Source organism: Acinetobacter sp. WCHAc060025, from assembly GCF_004209355.1.
Taxonomy (GTDB): domain Bacteria; phylum Pseudomonadota; class Gammaproteobacteria; order Pseudomonadales; family Moraxellaceae; genus Acinetobacter; species Acinetobacter wuhouensis.
Genome location: NZ_SGSX01000013.1, coordinates 1 through 26,412, shown reverse-complemented (window position 1 = coordinate 26,412; position 26,412 = coordinate 1). Strand labels below are relative to the sequence as shown.

Here is a 26,412-nt window from a genome sequence, read left to right as displayed (position 1 = left end):
CTTTTGTCAGTAACTTTACGCTTTTTTTTAGCAGAAAATATGCCACTTGGTATAAAAAAAGCGCAGAAATTTTCTTCTATAAATGAAAAGCCCAATGTTCGAAAACATCAGGCTTATTTACAGCTTATATTGGCTTATTTTTCAACAATTACCAAGCTTTTTCTAAAATAGATTTGAGGTCTTTAAATGTAGCTTCTTTCGGATTATAAATAATCGAACCATCATTTAGAGCTTTGTCCGCAACCTCATCCAATTGTTCTTTAGTGATTTTACCTGTTTCGCTCAAAGTACGTGGTAATTTGGTTAAGGCATAAATACGGTCACGCATGGTATTGATATAGGCAATCGCTTTGTCTGCACGTTGATTGGCAGGGGTTTGCGCATAAATATCCGCACCTGCAAGTGGTAATAATAAATCAGCGATTTTATGACCATTGACTTCTTTATTGAATTCCAACACATACGGCAAGAATAGGTTCATACATAAACCATGTGGCAAGTGTGCAACTGCACCAAGTGCATGCCCCAGTGAATGTACCAAACCGACCATTGCATTGGAGAATGCAATGCCTGCCATTGTTGAAGCTTGAGCCAGTTCTAAACGACCATCGGCATCGGTTGGATTGTCTAAAACATTGAATAAGCTTGCGCTGACTTTTTTAATTGCAGCAGTTGCATAAGCATCTGAAATAGGATTCGCCGCCATGCAGGTATAAGCTTCAACTGCATGGGTCATTGCATCCATTGCTGTCATCGCTGTGAGATGTGGTGGCAAGGTTTGTGTCATGCGTGGATCTAAAATGGCTGCATTTGGCATGAGGTAGTTCGATGCAAATGGCATTTTGACATTTTTCTGATTATCCGAAACCACAGCAACCATGGTCACTTCAGAACCTGTTCCTGATGTGGTTGGAATCACAAAAAATGGTTTTAGCGGGCGTGGTAGATTGTGTGCGCCTGAATACTTCGTCAGGTCATCGCCACCTTCAGTCACCAAAATATTGGCTGCTTTAGACGTATCAATCACTGAACCACCGCCTACAGCAATGATCGCATCACAGTTGTTGGCACGATAAGCTTGTGCAACAGCACGTACTGTTTCCAAACTTGAATCAGGCGGAACATCATCAAAAATAAAACTGATTTCAACATCTGTCGAGGTAAATGCTGCTTCAATTGGTGCAAGTAGGTTGTTGGCACGGACACCTTTGTCTGTAATGATCATCGGGCGTTTTGCACCCAGTGATGATAATTCATAAGGAATATGTTCAAGTGCAGCATGACCAGCAATGACTTTTACAGGACAAAAAAATTCGTAATACGGTTTAGCAGCCATGCGTTATGCACTCCTTTTTAAATATGATTGGGCAACTTTGAGATAAATATTCGCTGCACCTGATAATTTTTCTTTTAGGCTGAGTTCAGTTGGATATTCTTTAACTGCAAGTTCTGCAACCATTTTGGGTAAAATTAATGCTTCCATTTTATTTAAGCAACGGACCAAACGAATTGCATTGGATAAATCTCCATCAGCGATCATACGGTCATTGGCAAAAGCTTGTGAGGTGCTTTCCTGAAATGAAAACACTAAAAAAGCATGGTGTATATGTTTAAACGTAATGGTGAGATCCGGTTTGCCTTGCAAAGAAGTCACTAGCTCTAGCTGATGTTTTTCATTCACTTTGGCAACAAAAGATGCTCCATTTGGAAAAACTTTCATTGAAAGTACAAAGCCGACAGGGAATTTAGATACTTCATGTCTAATTTCATCATCAACTTGGCTCGCTATGACCAAGCCTCTGCCAATCACGTCCATCATGAGTTTGACATAGGCTTGTTCTAAAGCGGGTTTTACAGATTTACTTGAAATCACTCGCTTATCCCTTCATTTGAGTTAATATTTATAATTTAGAGTATTTACTCTAATTTGTTTTTGTGCAAAAGGGAAGTGCTTTATTGTGAAATGACTTCTACGTCATTAAAAAAGCCACTTTCTTTAAAATATGTGCTGACATCATCTGTCAATTGATTGAATTTTGGATAATTTTCCATTAAATCACAAATCCGCACCATTTCCAAACCCGCATAGCCACATGGGTTGATGGTATGAAAACCATCCAAGTTACAATCAATATTCAGTGCCAAACCATGATAACTGCGACCTTTACGGATTTTAAATCCCAATGAGCCTATTTTCCGTTCATTGACATAGACTCCAGGCGCATCGGGTTTTGCATAAGCTTCAATGTCGTATTTTTTCAGTAGATCAATCATCAGATTTTCTGCATAAGTGACCAAGCTACGGACATTCCATTTTAAACGATTCAAATCGAACATGAAGTAAATCACCATTTGCCCAGGCCCATGCCAAGTCACTTGCCCACCACGATCTGACTGTACCACAGGAATATCTGTATGCATTAGGATATGTTCAGGTTTACCTGCTTGTCCTTGGGTTAATACATCATGATGTTGCAAAATCCAAAGTTGATCAGGAGAGTTTTCATCACGCTGTTCCGTAAAACTTTTCATTTCCTGAAAGCGATCAGCATAAGGAGTTAATTCTTGGTATTCGCGGATGATCAGATGGGGCTTTAGAACAGCATCGTTCACGGATTGGTGTCCTTAAAATAGATGTAAATAAAATTCATTATAAAGAAGTTTTATGCGAATGGGGCAGCGCAATGATTATGTAAAGAAATTATCATTTATAAAACAACTTTATATTTTGCAATGTTTTTCTTATCAGAGAATTTAAACATAAAAAAACACGCCATAGCGACGTGTATTTTTATCATTTCAAATTACAGTGCTGTACGAATATGTTCGCAAGCAGCAAGATCAGCGTAAAGTGCATGAACTTGTTCAAGTTCTTCAAAGCGTAACTGAGCTGTAATCGAATGGTATTTGCCTGTACGTGAAGGTTGTACAGCCAATGATGCTTCATCGAATTCTGGAAAATGTTTTACCAAAATCTCAATCACAGCACCACGCAATTCTTCACCCGCATTACCAATCAGTTTAATTGGATAATCCATTGGAAAAACCCAAAGATCTTCACGGAGTTCACGAGATGGAGTGCGGTCTAACATGTTTCACCTCTAATCTATTAACAATGCCCGCAAGAGTGCAGGCATTGTGTTTCTCTTAAATACTTAATGGGGTTACTCGATAAGTTTTCAAGTCCCCAAAGTATTCGCAGATTGATTATTTAAATTTAAAAATTAATCATTTTCCAAGAATGAACGTAAGTGTTCAGAGCGAGAAGGATGACGTAATTTACGTAATGCTTTCGCCTCAATCTGACGGATACGCTCACGTGTTACGTCAAACTGTTTACCCACTTCTTCTAAAGTATGGTCAGTTGGCATGTCGATACCAAAACGCATTTTCAATACTTTTGCTTCACGTTCAGTCAAGTTTTCAAGAACTTCACGAGTCGCTTCTTTTAAGCCTTCTGAAGTTGCAGCATCCACTGGAGAAGTAATGTTGCTGTCTTCAATGAAGTCTCCCAAGTGCGAATCTTCATCATCACCAATTGGCGTTTCCATCGAAATCGGTTCTTTGGCGATTTTAAGCACTTTACGAACTTTGACTTCGTCCATTTCTAGACGTTCGCCCAATTCTTCAGGTGTAGGTTCACGACCCATTTCTTGAAGTAATTGACGAGATACACGGTTGATCTTGTTAATGGTTTCGATCATGTGTACTGGAATACGAATAGTACGTGCCTGATCTGCAATCGAACGGGTAATCGCCTGACGAATCCACCAAGTTGCATAAGTTGAGAATTTATAACCACGACGGTACTCAAACTTATCTACAGCTTTCATCAAGCCGATGTTACCTTCCTGAATCAAATCAAGGAATTGTAGACCACGGTTGGTGTATTTTTTTGCAATCGAAATCACCAGACGTAAGTTGGCTTCAACCATTTCTTTTTTCGCACGACGTGCTTTGGCTTCACCAATCGCCATACGTTTAGAAATGTCTTTAATTTCTTTAACGTTAAGATCAAGATCTTTTTCAATATCCGCAATCTTTTGTTGGAATGCCAATACATCAGGACGAACTTTTTCTAAATAACCTTTTTGCTCAGCAGGTGCTTTTGCAATTTGTTCATCTAACCAAGCAGGATTTGATTCTTGACCTGGGAATGATGTACGGAATTGCGTACGATCCATACGACCACGACGCACGGCATAACGCATCACTTCACGTTCAGAAGTACGGATTTGCTCATGTGTACCACGAATCATTTCTGAAATAATATCAAATAAGCGTGGTGTGAATTTGAACATCATGAATACAGTTGCAAGCGCTTCCATTGCTTCAACACCTTGAGCACTATTGCGACCGTGTTGAGCAATTGTTGATTTTGCAGTATTCCAAACTGTTTCTAATTCTTCAAAACGCATTTTGGCAATTTCAGGGTCTGGACCAGATTCACCTTCAGAATCGTCATCGCTATCGCCTGACTCTTCTTCTTCGTCATCATCATCCAACTTCACATCTTTGGTTGGCTTATTTGAAGACGCTTCTTCCTCATCGATCTCTTCAGATTCTTCTTCTAAAACTTCAGGAATTTCTTCATCCGTTTCAGGGTCAAGATAGCCAGATAAAATATCAGCAAGACGGCGTTCGCCTGTTTCGTAATCTTTATATTCTTGTAAAACAACTTCTACCGCATTTGGCCAGTATGCAATTGAATGTAGAACGTCACGGATCCCTTCTTCGATACGTTTTGCGATGCTAATTTCGCCTTCACGTGTCAAAAGCTCAACTGTACCCATTTCACGCATATACATACGGACAGGGTCAGTGGTACGACCAGGTTCATTTTCTACAGAGGCAAGTACGGCAGCAGCTTCTTCTTCTGCAACTTCATCACCACCTTCATTATTCCCTTCAAACATGGTGTCGTCAGTTTCTGGCGCGCGCTCATGTACAGGAATACCCACGTCTTGAAGCATTTGAATAATGTCTTCAATCTGTTCGCTTTCAGTGATTGAGTCTGGAAGATGATCGTTAACCTCAGCGTAAGTTAAGTAACCTTGTTCTTTGCCTCGGCTAATAAGAGCCGCTACTTGCGAAGTAGGGGAATTCATTTCGCTCATCTTTACTCTCTTTTGGTTGAATCTGTGGCAGTCAAACTATGCAACTCATGCACAATCTATTGAAATATCTTTATGAATAGCGCACTCAATCCATCAGAATCATCAGCTAAAAACTGTTCCGATAAAATGTTGAGTATGTAAATTCAATGAAATAAATGGAGGTGAAATTGTTATTTTCAAGATCATTCCATACGATTAGCTATTCAAAATGACTTTAAAGTGTCATCAAACAGTAAAACGTAAGGTGGATTATATCATGGCATAAAAGTGGGGAATAAAAAAGCCTAATTTCAACTTTATATGTTAAAAATACAAATAAAACTTGACAAGTTTTTATAAGACAGATAAATAGCGCCTAGACCCATTCAATTTTTTTCATTATGAGGTAGTTTTAGTGTCTTCGACAGATTTTGAACTAGATGATAACTACGGTGATGATGATGTGAGTTTCGATGAGTCATCAAGCAAAATTAGCGCCAAAGAATCTTTAGAAAAGCGACGTTTGATCGATGATTTACTTGCACAACGTCGTTTAGAAAAAGACTTAAAAGATTTTGATTATGACATCGACGATGACGATGATTTCGACGACGAAGATTAAAAATGCTTTAGGCATAGTATGTGAAAATGCTATGCTTCAACCCTGATATAGAGATAGTGGAAACAAAATGAGTGCTTTAGATTTAGACCTACTGAGCGATTATCTAGATGGTGACCAAAATGAGTTTGGTCTAGATTTTGCAGCGACACATGGTTTTTTATGTGCAATTGCTGTGGGTCCTCATTTTGATAAATGGCTTGAAGAGCTGTTTGACAACAATCAAAAGAAAGTCCCTGCTGAAATTATTGCTCAAGTAAAAGCTTGGTTAGAAGCGCTTCGCCAAAACTTGGCCAATGAAGAAGGAATTGAGTTTCCTTTTGAAATTGAAGAAGCAGAAGTGGAATCGAGCTTAGGTGACTGGAGCGTTGGTTTTGTTGATGCGATGTTCTTAAATGAAGAAGCTTGGTTTGCTCCTGAGTTTGAAGAGCAAATCGTTGATTTGACTTTGCCTATGATGGTATTCAGTGGTATTGATGATGAAGATCCTCAAATGGAATCTTTCCGTCGTAATGGTCAGTTGATGGACGAAATCGCGGAAGAAATTCCTGAGAATTTGAACGAAATCTATCTCATGTATCATACGCCTGCTTAAGGATACATCTTGTGCCGCTACAGTCGTGGCTCAAGTATCTATACAACTGCGTAAGGAATATCTTGCGCTGTTGTAATCGGTAGCTTATGTATTAGATCGATTGTAAATCAGATTAAAAAAAGCATGCGACTTTAGGTCACATGCTTTTTTTGTTCTTGATTGATTGAAGCGCTCTTGTAAATATTAGCTATATACACCATAAAACTAGATCAATCTTGAACAGAACTTAACTTAGTCATCACGGTTGGCGGTCTGCAATTTTTTTCAAATTTTCATGGATTCTGAAAATGACAATTAAAAGTTCAGAATAAACACGGACTGCTAAACCACCAAAAACTAAAATAAGTACAGCGCTGATTAGGCGACTAAAAAAGCCAGCGTATGCACCGTAACCAAAGCCAAATAAAGTGGATAAAGTTGCAATCACTACACCGATTAAGCCTAACCAGTAAAGTACAGTCACGATTTTCGGGGTAAGCATGTCGTTTAGGGTGAGTAAATTATTCATATGGAATACCTATTTATATTATTAATATGCTGAGATGTGCATTAAGTTTTATAAGTGTTTAAAAAATACACGAAGTGATATTAGTGCAGTTTTTTTGATGAATCAATTTTTATTGGTTAGTATAGATTTACTATATTTATATTATTTTATTAAATCTTAATAATATCATATTGTTAAGTTTATTGTTTTGTGATTTTCTAGGTGGGGATATATTTGTAATAGCATCTGTGTAAAGGTCATTTAGATTTGAATTTTACTGGAGCTTTAAAAACATGGTCATTCTCTTGGACGTCAGATAGTGCTCACTGTTGAATTGCATATTGAATAAGAGAATGAGCGATTAAACTGAGTGATTGAAACTTTTAGGCGTACATACGGTGTTATTTTAGCAGCATAGCTATGCTATTCGGCTCTAAAAGTTTCAATGGTATTTCTAATAAGTGGATAACGACCATTCAAAATTAGACTAGAAACTAAATTGATTCCGCATTTGTGAAACAGCTTCTTGCCATAGTGGGCTAATCGGTTGAATGAGATGTTGGCAATATAAATATGCACCATAAGTGGCGATCACACCGATGATTAATATGATGATATTGACCACATGATTGGCTTTGGCTCTTTGGTTGAGATACCACAGTAGTGCCAAAACTGCGCCCATGATCATGCCACCAATATGTGCGGCATTGTTAATTCCAGAAGTGAAAAATCCAAATGCTAAGTTGATTGCCAAGACTGTGAGTAATGAGCGTTTATCGAGAATAAATCGTTGATGCGGTGTTGGTGGAAAGAGTGAGAGTAGGGTCAATGCACCCCCAAGTCCCATTACTGCACCCGATGCACCCGCAGATACGTGAGGGATCAGTTTTTGGTCAAAATTCTGTAGAAGCTCGTAGCTGTTACGAATGTCGAGATAACCACTGAGTAAGCTACCCATTAACCCAGCAAGTAAATAAAGTCCCAAAAAGTAAAAGCGTCCAAAGGTTTTTTCTGCAACATCACCAAAGATATAAAGTGCCCACATATTCATCATTAAATGCAGAATGCCGAAGTGAAAAAACATACTGCTAAATAAACGATAAGGTTCCTCTAGGAAAGTTAAAGGTGCATAATCAGCACCCCAACGCAGTGCATCCAATGTTGTTGGATCAGTAATATTAACCCCTGAAAGCACTTGGATGGCAAATAATCCGACATTGATAATAATCAGTAAGAGGGTTATTTTTCCTAGGTTTTTAATTGGGCTAGACGTTGAATAATCTTGTGAATTTGACATGCTATTGCTTAGCTTTTTTATAGATTTATTCAGCTTAACATGAAACATCAGATTTTTCGGAGTAAATGGCTGACATGAAAGCTTTTATTGTTCGTGCTTTGTTAATCATTGTCAGTATTTTGGTGATTATTCAGCTGTGGATTTTTTCAAGTCTAGTCTATTGGCGTACGCATGATGTTGAAACCACGATGTTTATGCGTTGGACTTACTTCTCGGACTTTAAGCCAATTCAGCATGAATGGCGGGATTATGATGACATTAGTGATAATTTTAAGCATGCAATCGTTGCAGCAGAAGATGCGCGATTCATTGACCATCATGGTTTTGATTGGGACGGGATTGAAAATGCGTTGCAGAAGAATCTGAAAAAAGACAAAGTGGTTGCAGGTGGTTCAACGATTTCGCAACAATTGTCGAAAAACTTATTTTTCTATAATCGCCGTTCATATCTGCGTAAAGGGCAGGAAACCATTGCTACAGCAATGATGGAGCGGATGTGGACGAAACGCCGTATTCTCGAGGTCTATATGAACTCTGTTGAGTTTGGTGATCATATTTATGGTGTGGAAGCGGCGGCGCAACATTATTTTGGGAAAAGTTCGAAGTCATTAACATGGGAACAAGCTGCATTTTTAGCAGTGTTATTGCCAAATCCGAAGTATTATCAAGATCATCATAATGATTCAAAATTACTTTATCGTAAGCGCATGGTTTTAAAATATATGCGTTATACGCGGATTCCAGATTGAAATTAAAGCACAAAATGATGTTTTTAAAATAGTTTTGTAAAAAGTAGATCAAAGCACATTTTTTTGTGCTTTTTTTAGGAATAAAAGTTATTTTTATGAAATTGTCACAAAATTGAAGCATACTAGAATTATGACATTTTTTTGATGCAGGTTGATTGCATGAACACCGCAGTGACGACAACAACACCTACAGAATATTCTTATAATGAACGATATATCAATCGTGAACTGTCGATTTTGGATTTCCATTTACGCGTATTAGAACAAGCTGTAGACCCAATTCATCCTTTGCTTGAGCGTATGAATTTCCTATTGATTTTCTCTCGTAATATGGATGAATTTTTTGAAATTCGCGTTGCTGGAATGATGGAGCAATTAACGCTCGGCAATGAAAGTCGTTCTCCAGATGGTCTAACGCCAAAACAAGTCTTGGATCAAATTTCAAAAACTGCACATGAAGCGATTGAGCGTCAGTATCGTATTCTCAATGATGAAATTTTTCCAAAGCTTCGCGAAGAAGATATTTGCTTCCTACGTCGTGGTGAATTAACCCCTGCGCAATCAGTGTGGATTAAAAAGTATTTCCAAGAGCAAGTTGCACCTGTTTTAACCCCGATTAGTCTAGATCCTGCGCATCCGTTCCCGCGTTTGGTGAATAAAAGCTTAAATTTCATTGTAACCTTAGAAGGTAAAGATGCCTTTGGTCGTCAGATTGATTTAGCGGTCGTTCCTGCACCTCGTTCACTACCACGTGTGGTTCGTTTGCCTGATGAATTGACAGGTGGTAAAGAGCATTTTGTGATGCTTTCAGCGATTATTCACGAACATGTTTCTGACTTATTCCCTGGAATGACAGCGACAGGTTGTTATCAGTTCCGTGTGACACGTAATGCTGATTTGGCTTTAAATGAAGATGTTGAAGACTTAGCCAAGGCACTTAAAGGCGAGTTAAGTTCACGTCGTTTTGGTCGTGCTGTGCGTTTGGAAGTGACGCAGAATTGTCCTGAACATATTTATGATTATTTATTGGATGAATTCGATTTAGAAGAAACTCAACTTTATAAGGTTGATGGTCCAGTGAATTTGGCGCGTTTGGTCTCTAACTTCAAACGTCCTCATATGCGTTATGACTCGCATGTACCTGCAATTCCAAAAGTTTTGAAGAAGTCTGAAAATATTTTTTCAGCAATGCAAAAACAAGACATTCTACTACACCATCCGTTTGAATCTTTTGCGCCAGTTATTAATTTATTACGTGAAGCGGCTCGTGATCCGCAAGTCTTAGCGATTAAACAAACCTTATACCGTAGTGGCGCAGACTCTGAGATTGTTCAGGTGCTTGCAGAAGCAGCACGTAATGGTAAAGAAGTTACCGCAGTGATTGAGCTACGTGCGCGTTTTGATGAAGAGTCAAATATTGCGGTGGCTAATGTTCTGCAAGAAGCGGGTGCAGTTGTTGTTTACGGGATCGTGGGATATAAAACCCATGCAAAAATGATCCTTGTGGTACGCCGCGAGAATAATAAATTGGTTCGCTATGTCCATTTAGGTACAGGTAACTATCATGCAACCAATGCACGAATCTATACTGACTACGGTTTGATGACCACTGACAAAGAGTTGTGTGAAGATGTACATCGTATTTTCCAAGAACTTACGGGTATGGGGAAAATGCCGAAGTTGAAAAAACTTCTACATGCACCGTTCACTTTGCATGCGCAATTGGTTGCGTTTATCGATGAAGAAATTGCCAATGCTAAAGCGGGTAAACCTGCGCAAATTATTGTTAAAGTGAATGCATTAACAGAAGTGCAGTTGATCAATAAGTTATATGAAGCATCACAAGCAGGTGTACAAATTGATTTACTGATTCGTTCAATTTGTTGCTTGCGTCCAGGCTTGCCGAATCTCTCTGAAAATATTCGTGTCCGTTCGATAGTGGGACGTTTCCTTGAACATACCCGTGTTTATTATTTTGGGAATAATGGTAATGCGCGAATTTATTGTTCAAGTGCGGATTGGATGGATCGTAACTTATTCAATCGTGTAGAGGTCTGCTTCCCGATAGAAGATCCTGCGTTGAAGAAGCGTATTTATCAACAAGGTTTAGTGAATTATCTCAAAGATAATACGCAAGCATGGTTACTCCAAGGTGATGGTACGTGGTTGCGCGCTCAACTGAAAGATGGTGAAACACCGTATAATGCGCAACAAACGCTGGTTGAGCATTTCTCAGCGTAGGTTGCTATAGATCAAATCAAGTGTATTTGTTAAAGCTCCCTCTAGATGAGGGAGTGTTTTATAAAATGAGTTATGCATTTTTATTTGTGTATTAACCTGAGTTCGGAGTTGATTTCTTCCAAAAATTTGATACGCGGAAACGTCCTTCGCAATTGTTTGAGGCAGGGCTCAACTTGCAAGTTAATGTTTTTGCGATAATCTTGATATATTTCGGTAGCTGACGAGTTCTGCGGTGAGAAGCAAAGCTTCACAAGATGGTTTCCTTGCGCAGTTTCACTGCTCATTTTGCCGAATGAGAAACATCGTTTCGTAAGAGTGTGGTCGAGCCGAAGGCTAATCCTAATATATGAATAAAACCGATAAGACTCCGTCACAATAAACCTTACAAAAACCTTACCCTACTGAAATTATTAAAATAATTTATCGAACTGACGTTGTATTAACAAAACAGCGCATGTTTAGAAAAACAAAAGGAGCCAAATTTGGCTCCTTTTGTTTTATGCATATTGATTAGTGCAAATTCGCCATAATTTTTTGTAGAATTTGTACCAAGACATCAAATTCACTTTGTAATGGTGTACTTTTACGTGTCACCAAAGCTAGCGTACGTGATGGAGCATTCTCAATTGGTTTAACCACAATCTGATCATTGTTCTTCAACATGTGCGCATGAATCGCAATTTCAGGAAGTAGGGTATAGCCTAAATTTGAGCTGACCATTTCCACCAGTGTAGGTAAAGAACTTGCTTTTAAACGGTGATCATTTTTACGTTCACCGATCGGGCAAACACTTAGAGTGTGATCACGTAAGCAATGACCTTCTTCCAATAACATTAAATGAGAAAGATCTAGGTCATCTAAGCTACGTGCATTGATCGCATTCTGATCTGCTCTGTTGCAGACCAAGAAAAGGTCTTCTTTGGCAATTTCAGCAACTTTTAAACCACGCGTGTCGAATGGCAAAGCCAACATGATTACATCAAGATTACCGTGCTCAAGTTTTTCGACAATCTTTTCACTTTGTGCTTCATGCAAATGCAATTGAATCTTTGGAAGTTGCTTATGCACTTCTTCTAAAAGTTGCGACAAAATAAATGGTGCAATCGTCGGGATAATCCCTAAATGCAAATCACCCGTTAAAGGTTCACTCATTTCACGACTTAGACGCATTAAGTCTTGTGCATCGGCGAGGAGAACACGAGCTCGGGCAACAACTTGCTCACCAAGTGGAGTTAAACGTACGTTTTGGCGATCACGTTCTACGAGTACGCCACCCAATAAACGCTCTAACTCCATAATACCACCAGATAAAGTGGACTGAGTGACGAACGAACGGCGCGCTGCTTCAGTAAAGTGCAACGTCTCAGACAATGTCACTAAGTATGACAGCTGTCGTAGGGATGGTAATGCAGCCATAGTGTCCTAATGCTTATGATTTAAAGTGATGTGCAAAAAAGCCGCTAATTTGAGGAACAAAATGCGGTGGAATATCATGCCCCATTCCTTCAATTAATTCAAATTTTGCGTCTTTAATTGCTCTTGCAACAGCCTTACCGTGACTTGGAGGTAATAAGCGATCTTTAGAGCCGTGAAGCACTAAAGTTGGCTTGTTAATCTGTTTATCCAATTTTAGTAAGGAACCTGTACATAATATTGCTAAAAACTGTTGAAGTACACCCGCTGGATGATAACTACGACGATATAATTTTCTTGCTGTCTGAATTGCATCAACTTGATTGATGTAGCCAGGTGAACCAATTGTTTGAAATATCTTGAGTGAGTGGCTCACGATCCCATCTTCATCTCGTGAAGGTGGTTTGCCTATTAGACTAAAGAGTTGCTTTGGAAATGGTGGCGGAAGCAAAGGTTGGTTATTACTGGTAAATAACAAACCGACTTTTTCAATTTTTTCTGGATATTTAGCCGCGACAATTTGCGAAATCATCCCACCCATTGAAGCGCCTAAAATACTTACTTTGCTTAAACCTAGACGATCAATCAATAGCGCAACATCATCTGCCATATCGAAAAGGTTATATGGCGCACCATCATTGGGTAAGCCTAAAGCAAAACGGCTCATCAGTTTGTAAGAATTTAAACGAGGGCCTTTGTGGCGAATTTTAGAAGATAAGCCAATATCACGATTATCAAAGCGAATCACATGGAAGCCTTGATCAATTAGAGATTTACAGAAAAAATCAGGCCAAAACAACATTTGCGCACCCAAACCCATGATCAATAAAATCGTCGGATGTTCAGGATTACCACCTGTTTCAATATGGAGTTGAATACCATTGCCTAAATCGACTTTGGTTTCTTTCATAAAAGAAGCATACGGTGAAACTTGAAATTGAAGTGCGCTATTCATTTTTATTTTCCTAAGCGAGGATATTTTTTAGTAGATAAACTTCTTGATTGAAAAATATCCTTGCTATTTAAACCTTAAACTGCTGCAGGAATCAAGTCTGGAACAAGTTTAGTTAATGTTAGACGTTGTTTGCCTGCAGTTGCACCTAAAAGTACAAAACCGCGTAAGGTACCTTCAGCATCGGTTGCTTTAGACAACATACCGTCATCAAATTCTTCATTTTCCCAAGTTACTTCAACATCAATTGGAGCAGGGAGAACTGTTAATGGTGCAGCTGGCGTTTTCACAGCAACAGGCATTGCAGGGTAGTGTACCTGAGTGGTTTGACCACTGAGTGTTTTCGCCAAAGCACGTGCTTGTTGCATGATTGGCATGACAAATGGAAGAAGCGTTCCATTGACTTCAGCACAGTCACCAATGGCAAATACATCTGCTTGATTGGTTTCGAGTAAAGTATTGGTAATTACACCGCGGCTGGTATTAATTTCGGCTTCTTTGGCTAAAGCAATATTTGGCTGTAAACCGACAGCTGAAAGTACGACATCTGCGGGTAATGATTGACCACTTGCCAATGATACGATGTAGCCTTGAGCTGCTTTAGATACTTTTTCTACAGTCGTACCCAGTACAAATTTAATGCCTGATTCTTCAAGATTTTGTTTAAAGGCTTGTGCTACATGGCTTGGCAATAAACGGCCGAGTGGTTGTGGTGCGAGATCAATCACGGTGACTTGATGCCCCGTATTTTGTAAGTCATTGGCAAATTCACAACCAATTAAGCCTGCGCCCAAGATCACAACTCGTTTATTGCCACACTCACCTGTACTACAGTTTTCTAGCGTTTCACGGAAAGCGCGGTAGTCGATTAATGAGTTAACTACATGAATGTCATCGCTTCCATCACCTGCGATTGCAAGGTGAATTGGATTTGCACCTACAGCAAGGATCAATTTCGAATAGGCTTGGGTTGAAACTTGTCCATCTTTTTCGATGCTGAGTTCATGTTTTGCTGCATTAATATTTTTTACCCAAGTTTCTTTTTCAATACGCATATTGAGTTGCGTACTCATTTTTTCAGCATCACCTAAGCCAATTTGCTCGGGTGCTTTTTTACCAACAAGGGCATTTGAAAGTGTCGGTTTTGCATAATTCACCGCATCGTCTGCGCAAATCATTACCAATTCTTGTTCAGTATCTAATTTACGAAATTCTCTTGCAAGGGTATAACCCGCCATGCCAGAACCGATGATGACGATTGGTTGCATATCTTTCTCCATACACATTTAAATAAGAGTGAATATTAATTGATTATTATTGTAGAAATACACGTAAAAAAGACCATGTAAACATGGTCTTTACGTAATCTGTTAGATCTCTACCATTTCAAAGTCTGCTTTAGAAACACCGCAGTCTGGGCAAGTCCAGTCATCTGGGATGTCTTCCCATTTGGTACCTGCTACGATGCCATCTTGTGGCCAACCTTCTGCTTCGTCATAAATCCAACCACAAACGATGCATTGATACTTCTTCATCTGATTCTCCAATTTCTGACAGGCGATTTTTTATACTCTGTCAGTAAAATTCCATCTACTGCTTTGACTCAATGAATATGCAAAAAGGTACATATTTGTTTAAATTTTTACGCAGTTCTATACCTAATGTAAAGTAATATCGCAGTTTATATGACTTATTTAAAAGCTGTATGGCAGTAAAGGCCAAAAGCGCTGTTGATTAAGCTAATTTTTTGATAAATTGTCTAACAATTCAAATAGTACGAGTTTAGACTTTTTTGTTCTAAATTTTATGATTGCTTAAAATATGCGCTAAATCATGGTGTTTCGACTAAGGTCTAGCAGAAAATATGTGCTTAAAAGCTTAAAATATAATGGCTATTTTTCTATACCCATTATTTTGTATAAAAATGGCATCAATAATATCAATAACTTACATTTATGGAATATTTAAGTGTCTGAGTCAAACTGTCTTTTTTGGTTAAAAAGTAGTAAAATTCACGTATTCCTTTTCCTTTACAGCTCTCCCTTATTATGAACATGTCTACTGTTTTGTGGTCAAGTATCCGTACTGTCCAAGATTTTCCAAAACCAGGTATTTGTTTTTATGATTTAACTCCATTGTTTATGAACAATTTGGTTGAATTGACTGATGCACTCATTGCAAGTATTCCAGCAGAGCAATTGGCGGAAGTAGATAGTTTTGTTGCTGTAGAAGCGCGTGGTTTTGTATTGGCAAGTTTGTTGGCACAACGTACTGGCAAAAGTTTATTGCTCGTTCGTAAAGCAGGTAAGTTACCGCCTCCAGTGATTGGTGTGGGTTATAGCTTAGAATATGGTTTAGATCGTTTGGAAATGTCTGCTGACATCGAACCACAAAAAGTGATTATTGTGGATGATGTTTTGGCAACTGGTGGTACATTGAAAGCGGTTAAACAGTTGATGAGTAAATGCGAACATACTGTGCTAGGTGCAAGTATTTTCCTTGATCTTCCAGATTTGCATAAAGATTTGGGTATGACAGTTTGGTCTGTGTTAGATGAAACGTCCAAACCTGTTGAAGAAGCAGTTGCTTAATTGTTGTTTTGATACGGAAAAGCCTTGTTGATACAAGGCTTTTTATGCGCTGCATTTCAGTCTTGATGATTTAAAATTATTATAATCAATAGACTTCTTGCGAAAGTTAATTTCGGCAAGATTTGAATCAATATTGAATGTTCCCTCTCCTTTCTGGAGATGAGCAGTACTACTGCGCAAGGGAGAGGTTTTCTACTTTAACACCCTCATCCTAGCCCTCTCCCAAAGGGAGAAGGAACTCCCAATATTCTTTTTGATATGTTTTGACTCTAAAATTTGAACATTTTCCAACTTACGCAAGAGATCTAATAAAAATTAATCAATAAACGTATGTTGCATATAGTCAATTAAACGATTGAGGTTTTCAGGTTGAGCAAGGCGATGGTGCCCACCTTCAACGGTTTCCACTTGCATATACGGTTCAAGTTGTTCAGCAACTTGATACATGTCGAGAACTTCATCACCCAATTCAATATATGCGATCTGCGGAATATCATGCTCTAAATCATGTTCATTAATCGCAGGGTAATCTGTGCGGAAGTCAGGGCTCAGACTTGGATTGGCAATAATGGTTGGAATGCGGTGACTTTGAGACATTTTTAATGCCCAATACGCACCTAAACTATGTCCGATCAATAAATCAGGCTTAATTTTTTCGATAATATCGTGATAGAGATTTTCGACAGTTTTATAATTTAAATTACGGTAGTCGATCTCGATACAGTATTTTTTCCCAGACTGAATGGCATGAAACTTTGTTGATTCTTTGGAAGAATCAAGTCCATGTAGAAATAGAATTTTAGTATTTTCACAGTTCATTGTTATCGCATTCATACTGTCTTTATTCACAAAGATAGAAATAGTGTTAAGGAAATATAAAACGTTCCATTTCCACTAAATTTGTATCCTTGTAGTGTAATCAGCTCTACTGCTTTTATAACTTAGCTATTGGTCTAAGGTGTGCTGAAGTAAATATTATTCATTTTATTTGAATTTATTTATCGTATTAATTTTAAAATAAAATTTTAATCATCGTTTTAAGCTTGATCAGAAAAAAGCGTCAAAATTAGACTTATGAATATTTTATTCAATGGCATTGAATGATCAGTGGTTGTTCAATGGAAAATGACTTTAGAACTCCATATTCATTGCGTGGGTAAAAACGAATTTTTTTAACTAAAGGTTCGAGGATATTGCTAATTTTAGGTGCAATCGCTGGAATATATTGAATATTTTGAATTTGACCTTGAGTATTTACAAACAGTTTGGCATTGATTTGAATATCACCTTGCTCATCAAATCTCAGTTTGTTGTCTTGTTGGCGATTACAGAAGGGTTCAAGTGCACTTTGTAAATGTGAAAAATTAGGTTTTACCGCATACTGCACGGATTCAGGGAATTTAATAAATAAAGTGTATTTCCCATAATAGTATTGCGTTCTGGCAATGGTATTTTCATCTGAGTTAAGCACTCTATTTTGAAAATCATTATTGACCTGCGGTAACTGATCTAAGGTGATTTTTTTAGCAATTTCCAATGCTCTCGTATTGAGCATACTTTTGTTAGGATTTGGATTTAAGAGTTTGGCTTGTACTTGGCGGGTATTTTGATTCGGTATGATTTCAAATTGCCAAACATACCCCTGGTTAGAGATATTCGTTGTTTCGATCTTCATTGGAAGATCTTTGCGTGTATTACTCATGACGATGATCTGTTCCGCAGTCACCACTGTTGAACAGAATAAAACACCAAGAATAATCATACTTCGGGCGAATCCATGCCAGTATTTATTCATATTTTTTAATTTTTAAATGCTTCGTTGAGTTATATTCATACGCATTATGTTGTAAATCTGCTATGCTATGCAACTTCCGTTTTTTAATATAATCGAGGCAGAGATGACGCAACATAACGCTCAATCGACTTCTGAACAACACATTTCCGAAAACGATTTAATTGCACAGCGTCATGCCAAGTTAAAGCAAATCCAAGATCACGCCAAGGAAACTGGTGTTAGCCCATGGCCTAACGCATTCAAACGTGAACATTATGCGCAAGATTTGCAAGATCAATTCGCTGAAAAATCAAAAGAAGAAATTGAAGCTGGTGAACAAGTTCATGTTTCTGTAGCGGGTCGCGTGATGTTGAACCGTGGTTCATTCATCGTGATTCAAGACATGACTGGTCGTATTCAACTTTATGTACCACGTAAAGAGCTTGCTCCTGAAGTTTTAGAAACTGTAAAAAGTTTAGACTTGGGTGACATTATCGCTGTTTCAGGCTATATCGGTCGTTCAGGTAAAGGCGATTTATATGTGCATATTGAACATTTTGAATTGTTGACCAAATCACTTCGTCCGCTTCCAGATAAATTCCATGGCTTAACAGATACAGAAGTAAAGTATCGTAAACGTTATTTAGACTTAATTGTGAATGAAGAAACACGTAAAACTTTTGAAGTTCGTGCGAAAGTGATTTCTGGCATTCGTAATTACCTAATCAATGAACGTTTCATGGAAGTTGAAACCCCTATGATGCATGTGATTCCAGGTGGTGCGTCTGCACGTCCATTTGAAACACATCACAATGCATTGGATATGCCTTTATTCTTACGTATTGCACCTGAACTTTATTTAAAACGTTTAGTGGTTGGTGGTTTTGAGCGTGTATTTGAAATTAACCGTAACTTCCGTAATGAAGGTGTTTCTACACGTCATAACCCAGAATTCACCATGATCGAATTCTACCAAGCTTATGCAGACTACAAAGACTTAATGGCTTTGACTGAAAGTATGCTTGAAAAATTGGCAATCGATATCTTAGGTTCAACTGATGTGCCTTATGGTGAAGAAGTCTATAGCTTCAAAGGCCCATTCAAGAAGATTTCAATGTTTGATGCGATTCTTGAACATAACCCAAGCTTCACCCCTGAAAATGTTGCAGATCGTGAGTTTCTTGCAAACTTCGTTCGTGAAGAATTGAAAGAGCAAGTAAAACCAGGTTTTGGTTTAGGTAAACTTCAAACCATCGTATTTGAAGAAACGGTTGAAACTCAATTACGTCAACCAACATTCATTACTGAATATCCAGCGGAAACTTCTCCATTGGCACGTCGTAATGATGATAATCCGCACATTACGGATCGTTTTGAATTCTTCATTGGTGGTCGTGAGTTGGCAAATGGCTTCTCAGAGTTAAATGATCCAATTGATCAAGCTGAACGTTTCCAAGCGCAAGTTGCGGAAAAGGATGCGGGTGATGATGAAGCGATGCATTTCGATGCGGACTTTATTGAAGCTTTAGAATATGGTTTACCTCCTACAGCTGGTGAGGGTATTGGTATTGACCGTTTGGTTATGCTGTTTGCCAATGCGCCAAGTATTCGTGATGTGATTTTATTCCCACACATGCGTATTAAAACGAACCCTTAATTTGATTTAATGTAAAAAAGCCACTGAATTTAGTGGCTTTTTTCTAAGTTTAAAATTTTAGGTGTTGGACTGTTCGAATAAATCAAGTTAATAAATCTCCCCCTCTTGCGAAGCAAGCTTCACATCTTTAAAAAGAGGGGAATTTTGCGTATCAGTTAAAATTGATTCGTAACACTCCTCCCTTTGAAAAGGGAGGTTGGGAGGGATTGACTAGCAAGATGTGGATTCTTTTTTATATTGAAATGATTCAAAGTTTGGAAGATTCACGTTGCTTGAATTTTTCTGTATAAAAAGCCACTGAATTCAGTGGCTTTTTATTCATTCAAACTGTATTTGCTGTATTACTTAGAAGTGGAATACACCTAAACCATTTTTGATTTCATCCAAAGTATCTTGAGTAATGATACGGCATTTATCTGTGCCTGTTTTCAAGATGTCCATGATGTAGTCTGGATCTTTTGCAAGTTCCATACGACGTTCACGAATCGGTGTAATCAATTCTTTTAACACACCCTCAAGACGTTTTTTCACCGTACCATCGCCTAAACCACCACGACGATAATGTTCTTTCAGTTCTTCAACTTCTTCTTTGTTTGGATCAAAAGCATCTAAGTAAGTAAATACAATATTACCTTCCACCTGACCTGGATCTTCGATACGAAGATGGTTTGGATCGGTATACATTGCATTCACTGCTTTTTTGATGTCTTTGTCTGTCGCATCTAGAACGATGGTATTCCCTAAAGACTTCGACATTTTTGCTTTACCATCAAAACCTGGTAAGCGACTCATATTTGAAAGTAAGACTTTACATTCAGGGAGTACATCGTGCCCAATTTGACGGTTCAAACGACGAACAATTTCGTTGGTTTGTTCAATCATTGGAATTTGATCGTCACCGACAGGAACAACAGTTGCTTTAAATGCAGTGATATCCGCTGCTTGAGCAACAGGGTAGCAGAGGAAGCCAGCAGGAATATCACGTTCAAAACCACGCAATTGAATTTCTGCTTTAATGGTTGGGTTACGTTCTAAACGTGAAACAGTCACAAAGTTTAGATACAACATAGTCAGTTCATTCAGTGCGGGTAAGCATGATTGAACACAAATCGTTGTTTTGGTTGGGTCAATACCTACAGCCAAATAATCAGTTGCGACTTCGATAATGTTACGACGAACTTTTTCAAAGTTATCGGCATTATCTGTTAAAGCCTGTGCATCAGCGAGTAGAAGATGTTGATGATGAGAATCTTGTAAGCCTACTCGTGAGCGTAAAGAACCTACAAAATGTCCCAAGTGTAGTTGTCCTGTAGGACGGTCACCTGTCAAAATCACAGGACGATTATCTTGATTCGTCATTATCGCTTCCAAAGTCTTCGTTTAAGACAGTCGTGTTTTATGAATGGGAAGTATTGTACGAGATAATTAATTTTAATGTCAGCGAAAATTGATATAGAACTTGTTTTGTAATGATTCACGATCCGATTAGGCTAAAAATCTACAAAAAAATCTATAGAAAAATAATTTTTCAATTTAAAATGGGGCAAATTTATTGGCAATACTTTGTTGAAAGGTGAGCCGTTTCTATATAACTAAAAACTTCGGATAAAATAATGGCGAGTAGTTTATTAATATTATTAGATGATATTGCGGCAGTATTAGATGATGTTGCAGTCATGAGTAAAATGGCGGCAAAGAAAACAGCAGGTGTTTTGGGGGATGATTTAGCCCTCAATGCGCAACAAGTCAGTGGTGTACGATCTGAGCGTGAACTGCCAGTGGTATGGGGCGTTGCGAAAGGCTCCTTTGTCAATAAATTAATTCTTGTTCCCTTGGCATTATTGATTAGTGTGGTTGCACCGTGGTTAATCAATCCTTTGCTAATGATCGGTGGTTTATTCCTTTGCTATGAAGGTGTGGAAAAAGTTTTACATAGCCTACATCATAAAAAAGCCAAAACTGAAGAAGCAGCGCAGGAAGAATTGGAGCAAATTGAAACAGATTTAGCGACTTTTGAAAAAGATAAAATCAAAGGAGCAATTCGTACAGATTTTATTCTTTCAGCTGAAATTGTAGTGATTTCTTTAGGTACTGTCGCTGCCGCAACTTTCGGTACGAAAGTTATGGTTTTATCTGTGATCGCGATTTTAATGACAGTGGGCGTTTATGGTTTTGTCGCAATGATTGTTAAAATTGATGATCTTGGTTTGTATTTAACGCAACAAGCTTCAAGTCTAAAACAAACAATTGGTCGTGGATTATTGGCATTTGCGCCAAAGTTGATGAAGACATTGACAATTGTTGGAACGATTGCAATGTTCTTGGTTGGTGGCGGGATTATTACCCATGCTGTTTCATCTTTACATCACTGGACTGAAGAAACCGTTGATCATATTGAGCATATTCCGACTGTGGGCAGTATTATTGGAGCGCTCGCACCGACTTTGATTAATATGGTGATTGGTATTGTCGCTGGACTTATTGTATTGTTAGTAGTCAATCTTATTCAAAAAATTCGTGGTAAATCAACCACTGCATAATTGAATAAAACATCGTAAACTACAAGCAACCTAAAATAAAAAGGACAGAACTATGCGTTGGAAAGGACGTCGTGTCAGTGACAATGTAGAAGATCGCCGTGGCGGTGGGGGAGCTAAAGCGGGTGGTATTAGTATCATCGGTTTGATCGTTGCATTTGTTGCTTGGAAGTTTTTCGGTGTAGATCCACAACAAGCGTATCAGGCAACCAAGCAAGTGACTTCATCTGGTGCGACTCAAGGCGCAGCACCAGCGAATTTGACCGCTGAGCAAAAAGAAGTATCCGATTTTGTTGGAACAATTTTGGCGGATACAGAAGACACGTGGACGCCTATTTTAAAGGCGAAAGGTGTGCAATATGTTTCACCCAAATTGGTGATGTTTAGTGGGGCTATTCAGTCAGGCTGTGGTGCTGCACAATCTGCTATGGGACCCTTTTATTGTCCAGCAGATCAAAAAGTATATATTGATACCCAGTTCTTTAAAGATATGCGTCAACAGATGGGTATCTCTGGTGAGCAGAATCAAACAGAGCTTTCTGCAAGAGATGAAGCAGGTGATTTTGCGCAAGCTTATGTGATCGCACATGAAGTTGGGCACCATATCCAAAATATATTGGGAATTTCTGGACAAGTCCAACAACAACGCCAACGTGTAAGTGAAGCTCAGAGTAACCAGTTATCTGTGCGTTTAGAATTACAAGCGGATTGTTTGGCAGGCGTTTGGGCAAATAGCACACATCAACGGACTCAGTTCCTTGAACAAGGTGATATTGAAGAGGCAATGGATGCTGCTGAAAAAATTGGCGATGACTTTTTACAGAAAAAAGCACGTGGCTATGCCGTACCAGACAGTTTTACGCATGGGACGAGTCAACAGCGTATGCAGTGGTTTAACACTGGCTTAAAATCAGGTGATATTGATCGTTGCGATACCTTTAATTAATCCAAGTATAAGAAAGAAAAAAGAGCTAAAATTAGCTCTTTTTTCTTTTAAATTAGCGCTTAGTTCAAATTTTTATGTTAAAAAATATAACTAGCAAAAGGCAGATTTAAAGTTTTTTTGTACAATTATAGCGTTTGTTAAATGGTCTATTATTTTATATTTTACTAAGAAATGATTGAGTGTTTGATGTGTAGTTATATCTAAATAGAAAAAGGTTTCAAATGGGCAATTATTTTTTTCTTCAGGTCTTTACGGTCGTATTTGCACTCTCTATCGCAACAACAATTTTTAATAAGCGAATATTAGGTTTCCCACAGGCGATTGGCGTTCCCATCGTTTCAGCAATTTTTGTCTTCATATTGCAATGGGGCGCAAGTTTGCTGAATGGCAACCAATTTATTTCTATTAATATTCACAATATTGAAGAAGCCGTTCGTCATATTGATTTTTATGATTTTTTAGTCAATGGCGTGATCTGCTTCATTCTGACCTCATCAGCATTAAAATTTAAAGTTTCTGACTTAAAAGTATATTGGAAACCGATCAGTATTTTAGCGACGATCGCTTTGTTGCTATGTGCTGTGTTTTTTGCTGGTTTGGTTTTTGGATTCCAATATTTAATTGGAAATCCTGTTCCGATTCTCGTGTTATTACTTTTAGGTTCTGCACTTGGCGCGACTGACCCGATTGGAATTAAAGGCGTACTCAGTTCTGTGCGTGCTCCACACCATTTGATGGTTAAACTTGAAGGCGAATCACTGTTTAACGATGCAATGTGTATCGCAGTCTTTATGACTTTATTGAATGTACTTGAAGGTGAGCACTTCAGCTTGATGGCAACCTTACAAACTTTCCTTTACGAAATTGTTGTTGCAGTAATTATCGGTTGGGCATTTGGTTTAGGGATTCTGCGTCTTATGCGTGGTAAGCATGAAATGGAATCACTTATTTTGACGACTGCTTTATTGGCATGTGGTTCATACTTGGTGGCATTATTCGCACATGCTTCCGCGCCAATTGCCTGTGTGATCGGTGGTTTGATTGTTGGTAATAAATGGAAAGAAATTTTACAAGATCGTGAAATTCGTGAAGTGAATCATTTCTGGCATACCGTTGAAGGGATTATCAACTCATTCTTATTTACGCTAATCGGACTGGAAATCTTTATTTTAGATTTAAGTACTAGTTTGATTCTTGGTGGTATATTTGCTTTCTTTGCTTTGCATTTATCACGTTTCGCTGCAAATTTTTTATCATTCGCATTTTTCCCATCATTCCGTAAAAAAAGCTATAACGGTAGCTTGGCGATTCTTTCATGGGGTGGTGTACGAGGAGGGATCTCTTTAGCATTGATCCTAGCAGTTGCCAACGTGCCTGAGCTACGTGATTATAGTAGTATCTTAATTGGTTATACATTTATTAGTGTATTGTTATCTGGTGTGGTCTGTGGTTTAGGCTTGCCTGCGGTGATGAATGCGTTCTATTACAACCCAAATGAAGAAACACAAGGATTCAAAGGGTGGTATCAGAGAATGTGTAATAAAATGAATCGTAAAGGAATTAAATATATTGTTGGTGAAGATGCTGAAGGGCATGAGACGATTACCATTTATAATCCTGAAGCCTTAGTCGATAAAAAGTCTTCAGACGGTGTTGCATCTGTACATCATCCTGAGAAAGCACAAGAGGTTAAGCGATTGGAAAACCCTGCAAACTTTTAAACAAACAGCCACTTTTAAGTGGCTTTTTTATTGCCGAATGGATTGCAAAGAAAGAATTTAAGTTTGGGAAAAATAAACTTACAAACTTACTATGTCCATGACTCTATAAATATGGGTCTTAAATGTCTGGATTAAGGAGAAATTACATACTGTAATTCAAGTAAAAAAATGTGAATAAATAAACAATTTTTATTAAATACCCCTTTATTTTATAACAATATATTTAAGTCTAATTAAATAAATAACATGAATTGTAGTGCAAATTTGCACACTATTTATAAAAAGTGTGATAATGGTCATATTTTTAAGATATGGCGGTTGCTGTACTATCTTTTATTAAAAATAAAAGCAATGTCCAGAACACATCAAAAATAAACTTTAAAGGCTAAAATTATGACAAATATAACGATCATTGGAAAAGAAAGTCACCAAGTATTAGAGCTTGTTGGTGTAAATAAAATTAGTTTACAAGACAATTCAGTCGTCATTCTAAAAATTCCAAAAGACGATGTAAAATCAATGGTTCGAGAAGGCAATTCATTGGTCATCACACTAAAGAATGGCGAAACAATAACAATAGAGAATTATTATAATAATCAAAATAATGCGGATAACACAGTTGTTTTCCAAGAGAATGATGGATCATTATTTGTTCCAGGGGAAATGACACCTGAAGGGGTTATTGTAAATTATAATCCAATCGATTCTATAGAGCCGCTACTTTATCATGATGGTATTGCTCCTGTCGTACCTTGGATATTGGGGGCAGTTGGTGCTGGAGCGGTTGCTGCTATTGCGGGTAGTAGTAATGGTGATGATAATAAAGATACTACAGCACCAGTAAAGCCAGTAATTGACCCAATTGAAGCAGGCTCAAAAGACCCAATTAAAGGTACGGGAGAGGCAGGTGCGGAAGTCACTGTAACTTATCCAGATGGCAGTACGGTAACGGCTACCGTTGGTACAGATGGTAAATGGTCAGTGCCGAATCCAGGTTTAAAAGATGGTGATAAAGTCACTGCGGTAGTCACTGATCCAGCCGGTAATAAGTCCGATCCTGTCACTGCTGAAGTTAATGATACAACTCCGCCAGATCAGCCAGTGCTAAATCCAATTGAAGCGGGTTCAAAAGATCCAATTACAGGTACAGCGGAGCCTGGTTCAGAAGTTACAGTGACTTATCCAGATAAAACCACAGCGACAGTTACAGCAGGTACAGATGGTAAATGGTCGGTTGTAAACCCTGGCTTGGAAGAGGGTGAAAAAGTAACCGCAGTAGCGACTGACCCAGCAGGCAATAAGTCTGATCCTGTAACTACAGAGGTTAAAGATACAACTCCACCAGATCAGCCAGAGCTAAATCCAATTGAAGCGGGTTCAAAAGATCCAATTACTGGTACAGCAGAGCCTGGTTCAGAAGTTACAGTGACTTATCCAGATAAAACTACTGCCACTGTTACAGCGGGTACAGATGGTAAATGGAGTGTACCGAATCCTGGTCTAAAAGAAGGTGGAGAAGTCATTGCAACAGCGACAGATCCGTCAGGTAATGAATCAAAACCAGCCACAGAAATTGTAGGAAAAGATGTTACAGCCCCTGAAACCCCAGTAGCCCCGACACAGTACTTGGACAATACCGATCCCGTACAAGGCATATTCGGTACAGGTACAAGTACCAACGATAGCACCCCAGGCTTGATCATCCCTGCACCAGCCGCGGGTGAAACACCAAAATTA

General features: G+C 38.4%; 22 protein-coding genes and 3 pseudogenes. 11 read left to right on the top strand and 14 right to left on the bottom strand.

What is annotated here, in order from left to right; translation table 11 throughout:
* Positions 1-148: 148 nt before the first annotated feature.
* The 5 genes and pseudogenes from EXE09_RS12070 to rpoD form a co-directional block, all read right to left on the bottom strand.
* Positions 149-1,336, bottom strand: a complete 1,188-nt coding sequence (locus EXE09_RS12070) for an iron-containing alcohol dehydrogenase (protein ID WP_068974675.1) — start codon at positions 1,334-1,336, stop codon at positions 149-151.
* A 3-nt stretch (positions 1,337-1,339) separates the two neighbouring features.
* Entirely contained in the window at positions 1,340-1,873 is a 534-nt protein-coding gene (locus tag EXE09_RS12065; RefSeq protein WP_130117428.1) for a hypothetical protein, read from the bottom strand.
* A gap of 80 nt (positions 1,874-1,953) precedes the next feature.
* Positions 1,954-2,613 carry a lipoyl(octanoyl) transferase LipB gene (gene lipB, locus EXE09_RS12060; RefSeq protein ID WP_130117427.1) on the bottom strand — a complete coding sequence of 220 codons (660 nt, stop codon included), beginning with the start codon at positions 2,611-2,613 and terminating at the stop codon, positions 1,954-1,956.
* Between the two features lie 191 nt (positions 2,614-2,804).
* On the bottom strand, positions 2,805-3,092 hold the full coding sequence (locus EXE09_RS12055) for a YbeD family protein (protein ID WP_068974678.1): 288 nt from the start codon (positions 3,090-3,092) through the stop codon (positions 2,805-2,807).
* 132 nt (positions 3,093-3,224) lie between these two features.
* Positions 3,225-5,123, bottom strand: a pseudogene (rpoD, locus tag EXE09_RS12050) (RNA polymerase sigma factor RpoD); the annotation flags it as partial.
* Between the two features lie 388 nt (positions 5,124-5,511).
* Here rpoD and EXE09_RS12045 point away from each other — a divergent pair.
* On the top strand, positions 5,512-5,718 hold the full coding sequence (locus EXE09_RS12045; protein WP_004722524.1) for a PA3496 family putative envelope integrity protein: 207 nt from the start codon (positions 5,512-5,514) through the stop codon (positions 5,716-5,718).
* 67 nt (positions 5,719-5,785) lie between these two features.
* The gene (locus EXE09_RS12040) at positions 5,786-6,310 is read left to right on the top strand and encodes a YecA family protein (RefSeq protein WP_068974680.1); all 525 of its coding nucleotides are present in this window, start codon (positions 5,786-5,788) and stop codon (positions 6,308-6,310) included.
* A 238-nt stretch (positions 6,311-6,548) separates the two neighbouring features.
* Here the strand turns inward: EXE09_RS12040 and EXE09_RS12035 are convergent, their stop codons facing one another.
* Both EXE09_RS12035 and EXE09_RS12030 read right to left on the bottom strand, forming a co-directional pair.
* Positions 6,549-6,818: a DUF4282 domain-containing protein gene (locus tag EXE09_RS12035; RefSeq protein WP_130117426.1), complete on the bottom strand. Its 270-nt coding sequence runs from the start codon at positions 6,816-6,818 to the stop codon at positions 6,549-6,551.
* 466 nt (positions 6,819-7,284) lie between these two features.
* Positions 7,285-8,094, bottom strand: a complete 810-nt coding sequence (locus EXE09_RS12030; protein ID WP_087553185.1) for a rhomboid family intramembrane serine protease — start codon at positions 8,092-8,094, stop codon at positions 7,285-7,287.
* Positions 8,095-8,168: 74 nt separating this feature from the next.
* Here EXE09_RS12030 and mtgA point away from each other — a divergent pair, with 74 nt between their 5' ends.
* Positions 8,169-8,843: a monofunctional biosynthetic peptidoglycan transglycosylase gene (gene mtgA, locus EXE09_RS12025; RefSeq protein ID WP_130117520.1), complete on the top strand. Its 675-nt coding sequence runs from the start codon at positions 8,169-8,171 to the stop codon at positions 8,841-8,843.
* 159 nt (positions 8,844-9,002) lie between these two features.
* A complete protein-coding gene (gene ppk1 / locus EXE09_RS12020) occupies positions 9,003-11,084 on the top strand; it encodes a polyphosphate kinase 1 (RefSeq protein WP_130113972.1) in 2,082 nt (693 codons plus the stop codon).
* Positions 11,085-11,594: 510 nt separating this feature from the next.
* On the opposite strand, the gene oxyR is transcribed toward ppk1, so the two are convergent.
* The 4 genes from oxyR to rubA all read right to left on the bottom strand — a co-directional run bounded on the left by oxyR (position 11,595) and on the right by rubA (position 14,984).
* Complete coding sequence (gene oxyR, locus EXE09_RS12015; RefSeq protein ID WP_068974684.1) at positions 11,595-12,500, bottom strand: LysR family transcriptional regulator OxyR; 906 nt, start codon at positions 12,498-12,500, stop codon at positions 11,595-11,597.
* Between the two features lie 13 nt (positions 12,501-12,513).
* Positions 12,514-13,452: an esterase EstB gene (gene estB / locus EXE09_RS12010; RefSeq protein ID WP_130117425.1), complete on the bottom strand. Its 939-nt coding sequence runs from the start codon at positions 13,450-13,452 to the stop codon at positions 12,514-12,516.
* A 74-nt stretch (positions 13,453-13,526) separates the two neighbouring features.
* Positions 13,527-14,717: an NAD(P)/FAD-dependent oxidoreductase gene (locus EXE09_RS12005; RefSeq protein WP_130117424.1), complete on the bottom strand. Its 1,191-nt coding sequence runs from the start codon at positions 14,715-14,717 to the stop codon at positions 13,527-13,529.
* 102 nt (positions 14,718-14,819) lie between these two features.
* Positions 14,820-14,984 (bottom strand): rubredoxin RubA, encoded by a 165-nt coding sequence (gene rubA / locus EXE09_RS12000; RefSeq protein WP_068974687.1) that lies wholly within the window; start codon positions 14,982-14,984, stop codon positions 14,820-14,822.
* A 519-nt stretch (positions 14,985-15,503) separates the two neighbouring features.
* Between rubA and EXE09_RS11995 the strand changes: the two genes are divergently transcribed.
* Positions 15,504-16,040, top strand: a complete 537-nt coding sequence (locus EXE09_RS11995) for an adenine phosphoribosyltransferase (RefSeq protein WP_171422363.1) — start codon at positions 15,504-15,506, stop codon at positions 16,038-16,040.
* Positions 16,041-16,355: 315 nt separating this feature from the next.
* Here the strand turns inward: EXE09_RS11995 and EXE09_RS11990 are convergent, their stop codons facing one another.
* Positions 16,356-16,874, bottom strand: a complete 519-nt coding sequence (locus tag EXE09_RS11990; RefSeq protein ID WP_416332366.1) for a YqiA/YcfP family alpha/beta fold hydrolase — start codon at positions 16,872-16,874, stop codon at positions 16,356-16,358.
* Between the two features lie 253 nt (positions 16,875-17,127).
* Positions 17,128-17,802: a hypothetical protein gene (locus EXE09_RS11985; protein WP_228257204.1), complete on the bottom strand. Its 675-nt coding sequence runs from the start codon at positions 17,800-17,802 to the stop codon at positions 17,128-17,130.
* Between the two features lie 136 nt (positions 17,803-17,938).
* Between EXE09_RS11985 and lysS the strand changes: the two genes are divergently transcribed.
* A complete protein-coding gene (lysS, locus tag EXE09_RS11980) occupies positions 17,939-19,471 on the top strand; it encodes a lysine--tRNA ligase (protein WP_130113966.1) in 1,533 nt (510 codons plus the stop codon).
* 345 nt (positions 19,472-19,816) lie between these two features.
* Here the strand turns inward: lysS and trpS are convergent, their stop codons facing one another.
* Positions 19,817-20,830, bottom strand: a complete 1,014-nt coding sequence (gene trpS / locus EXE09_RS11975) for a tryptophan--tRNA ligase (RefSeq protein ID WP_068974692.1) — start codon at positions 20,828-20,830, stop codon at positions 19,817-19,819.
* A 254-nt stretch (positions 20,831-21,084) separates the two neighbouring features.
* Between trpS and EXE09_RS11970 the strand changes: the two genes are divergently transcribed.
* The 5 genes and pseudogenes from EXE09_RS11970 to EXE09_RS11955 all read left to right on the top strand — a co-directional run.
* On the top strand, positions 21,085-22,011 hold the full coding sequence (locus tag EXE09_RS11970) for a DUF808 domain-containing protein (protein WP_087553191.1): 927 nt from the start codon (positions 21,085-21,087) through the stop codon (positions 22,009-22,011).
* 52 nt (positions 22,012-22,063) lie between these two features.
* The gene (locus EXE09_RS11965) at positions 22,064-22,954 is read left to right on the top strand and encodes a neutral zinc metallopeptidase (protein ID WP_130117422.1); all 891 of its coding nucleotides are present in this window, start codon (positions 22,064-22,066) and stop codon (positions 22,952-22,954) included.
* A gap of 221 nt (positions 22,955-23,175) precedes the next feature.
* On the top strand, positions 23,176-24,675 hold the full coding sequence (locus EXE09_RS11960; RefSeq protein ID WP_068974695.1) for a cation:proton antiporter: 1,500 nt from the start codon (positions 23,176-23,178) through the stop codon (positions 24,673-24,675).
* 393 nt (positions 24,676-25,068) lie between these two features.
* Positions 25,069-25,419: pseudogene (locus EXE09_RS19195) on the top strand (BapA/Bap/LapF family prefix-like domain-containing protein); the annotation flags it as partial.
* 60 nt (positions 25,420-25,479) lie between these two features.
* Positions 25,480-26,412 (top strand): annotated as a pseudogene (locus EXE09_RS11955) (Ig-like domain-containing protein); the annotation flags it as partial.

Bases quoted from the DNA above. Each gene is read 5' to 3' on its own strand.
- EXE09_RS12070 (WP_068974675.1), bottom strand. From the start codon at position 1,336: ATGGCTGCTAAACCGTATTACGAATTTTTTTGTCCTGTAAAAGTCATT.
- EXE09_RS12055 (WP_068974678.1), bottom strand. From the start codon at position 3,092: ATGTTAGACCGCACTCCATCTCGTGAACTCCGTGAAGATCTTTGGGTT.
- EXE09_RS12040 (WP_068974680.1), top strand. From the start codon at position 5,786: ATGAGTGCTTTAGATTTAGACCTACTGAGCGATTATCTAGATGGTGAC.
- EXE09_RS12035 (WP_130117426.1), bottom strand. From the start codon at position 6,818: ATGAATAATTTACTCACCCTAAACGACATGCTTACCCCGAAAATCGTG.
- EXE09_RS12030 (WP_087553185.1), bottom strand. From the start codon at position 8,094: ATGTCAAATTCACAAGATTATTCAACGTCTAGCCCAATTAAAAACCTA.
- mtgA (WP_130117520.1), top strand. From the start codon at position 8,169: ATGAAAGCTTTTATTGTTCGTGCTTTGTTAATCATTGTCAGTATTTTG.
- ppk1 (WP_130113972.1), top strand. From the start codon at position 9,003: ATGAACACCGCAGTGACGACAACAACACCTACAGAATATTCTTATAAT.
- oxyR (WP_068974684.1), bottom strand. From the start codon at position 12,500: ATGGCTGCATTACCATCCCTACGACAGCTGTCATACTTAGTGACATTG.
- estB (WP_130117425.1), bottom strand. From the start codon at position 13,452: ATGAATAGCGCACTTCAATTTCAAGTTTCACCGTATGCTTCTTTTATG.
- EXE09_RS12005 (WP_130117424.1), bottom strand. From the start codon at position 14,717: ATGCAACCAATCGTCATCATCGGTTCTGGCATGGCGGGTTATACCCTT.
- rubA (WP_068974687.1), bottom strand. From the start codon at position 14,984: ATGAAGAAGTATCAATGCATCGTTTGTGGTTGGATTTATGACGAAGCA.
- EXE09_RS11995 (WP_171422363.1), top strand. From the start codon at position 15,504: ATGTCTACTGTTTTGTGGTCAAGTATCCGTACTGTCCAAGATTTTCCA.
- EXE09_RS11990 (WP_416332366.1), bottom strand. From the start codon at position 16,874: ATGAATGCGATAACAATGAACTGTGAAAATACTAAAATTCTATTTCTA.
- EXE09_RS11985 (WP_228257204.1), bottom strand. From the start codon at position 17,802: ATGATTATTCTTGGTGTTTTATTCTGTTCAACAGTGGTGACTGCGGAA.
- lysS (WP_130113966.1), top strand. From the start codon at position 17,939: ATGACGCAACATAACGCTCAATCGACTTCTGAACAACACATTTCCGAA.
- trpS (WP_068974692.1), bottom strand. From the start codon at position 20,830: ATGACGAATCAAGATAATCGTCCTGTGATTTTGACAGGTGACCGTCCT.
- EXE09_RS11970 (WP_087553191.1), top strand. From the start codon at position 21,085: ATGGCGAGTAGTTTATTAATATTATTAGATGATATTGCGGCAGTATTA.
- EXE09_RS11965 (WP_130117422.1), top strand. From the start codon at position 22,064: ATGCGTTGGAAAGGACGTCGTGTCAGTGACAATGTAGAAGATCGCCGT.
- EXE09_RS11960 (WP_068974695.1), top strand. From the start codon at position 23,176: ATGGGCAATTATTTTTTTCTTCAGGTCTTTACGGTCGTATTTGCACTC.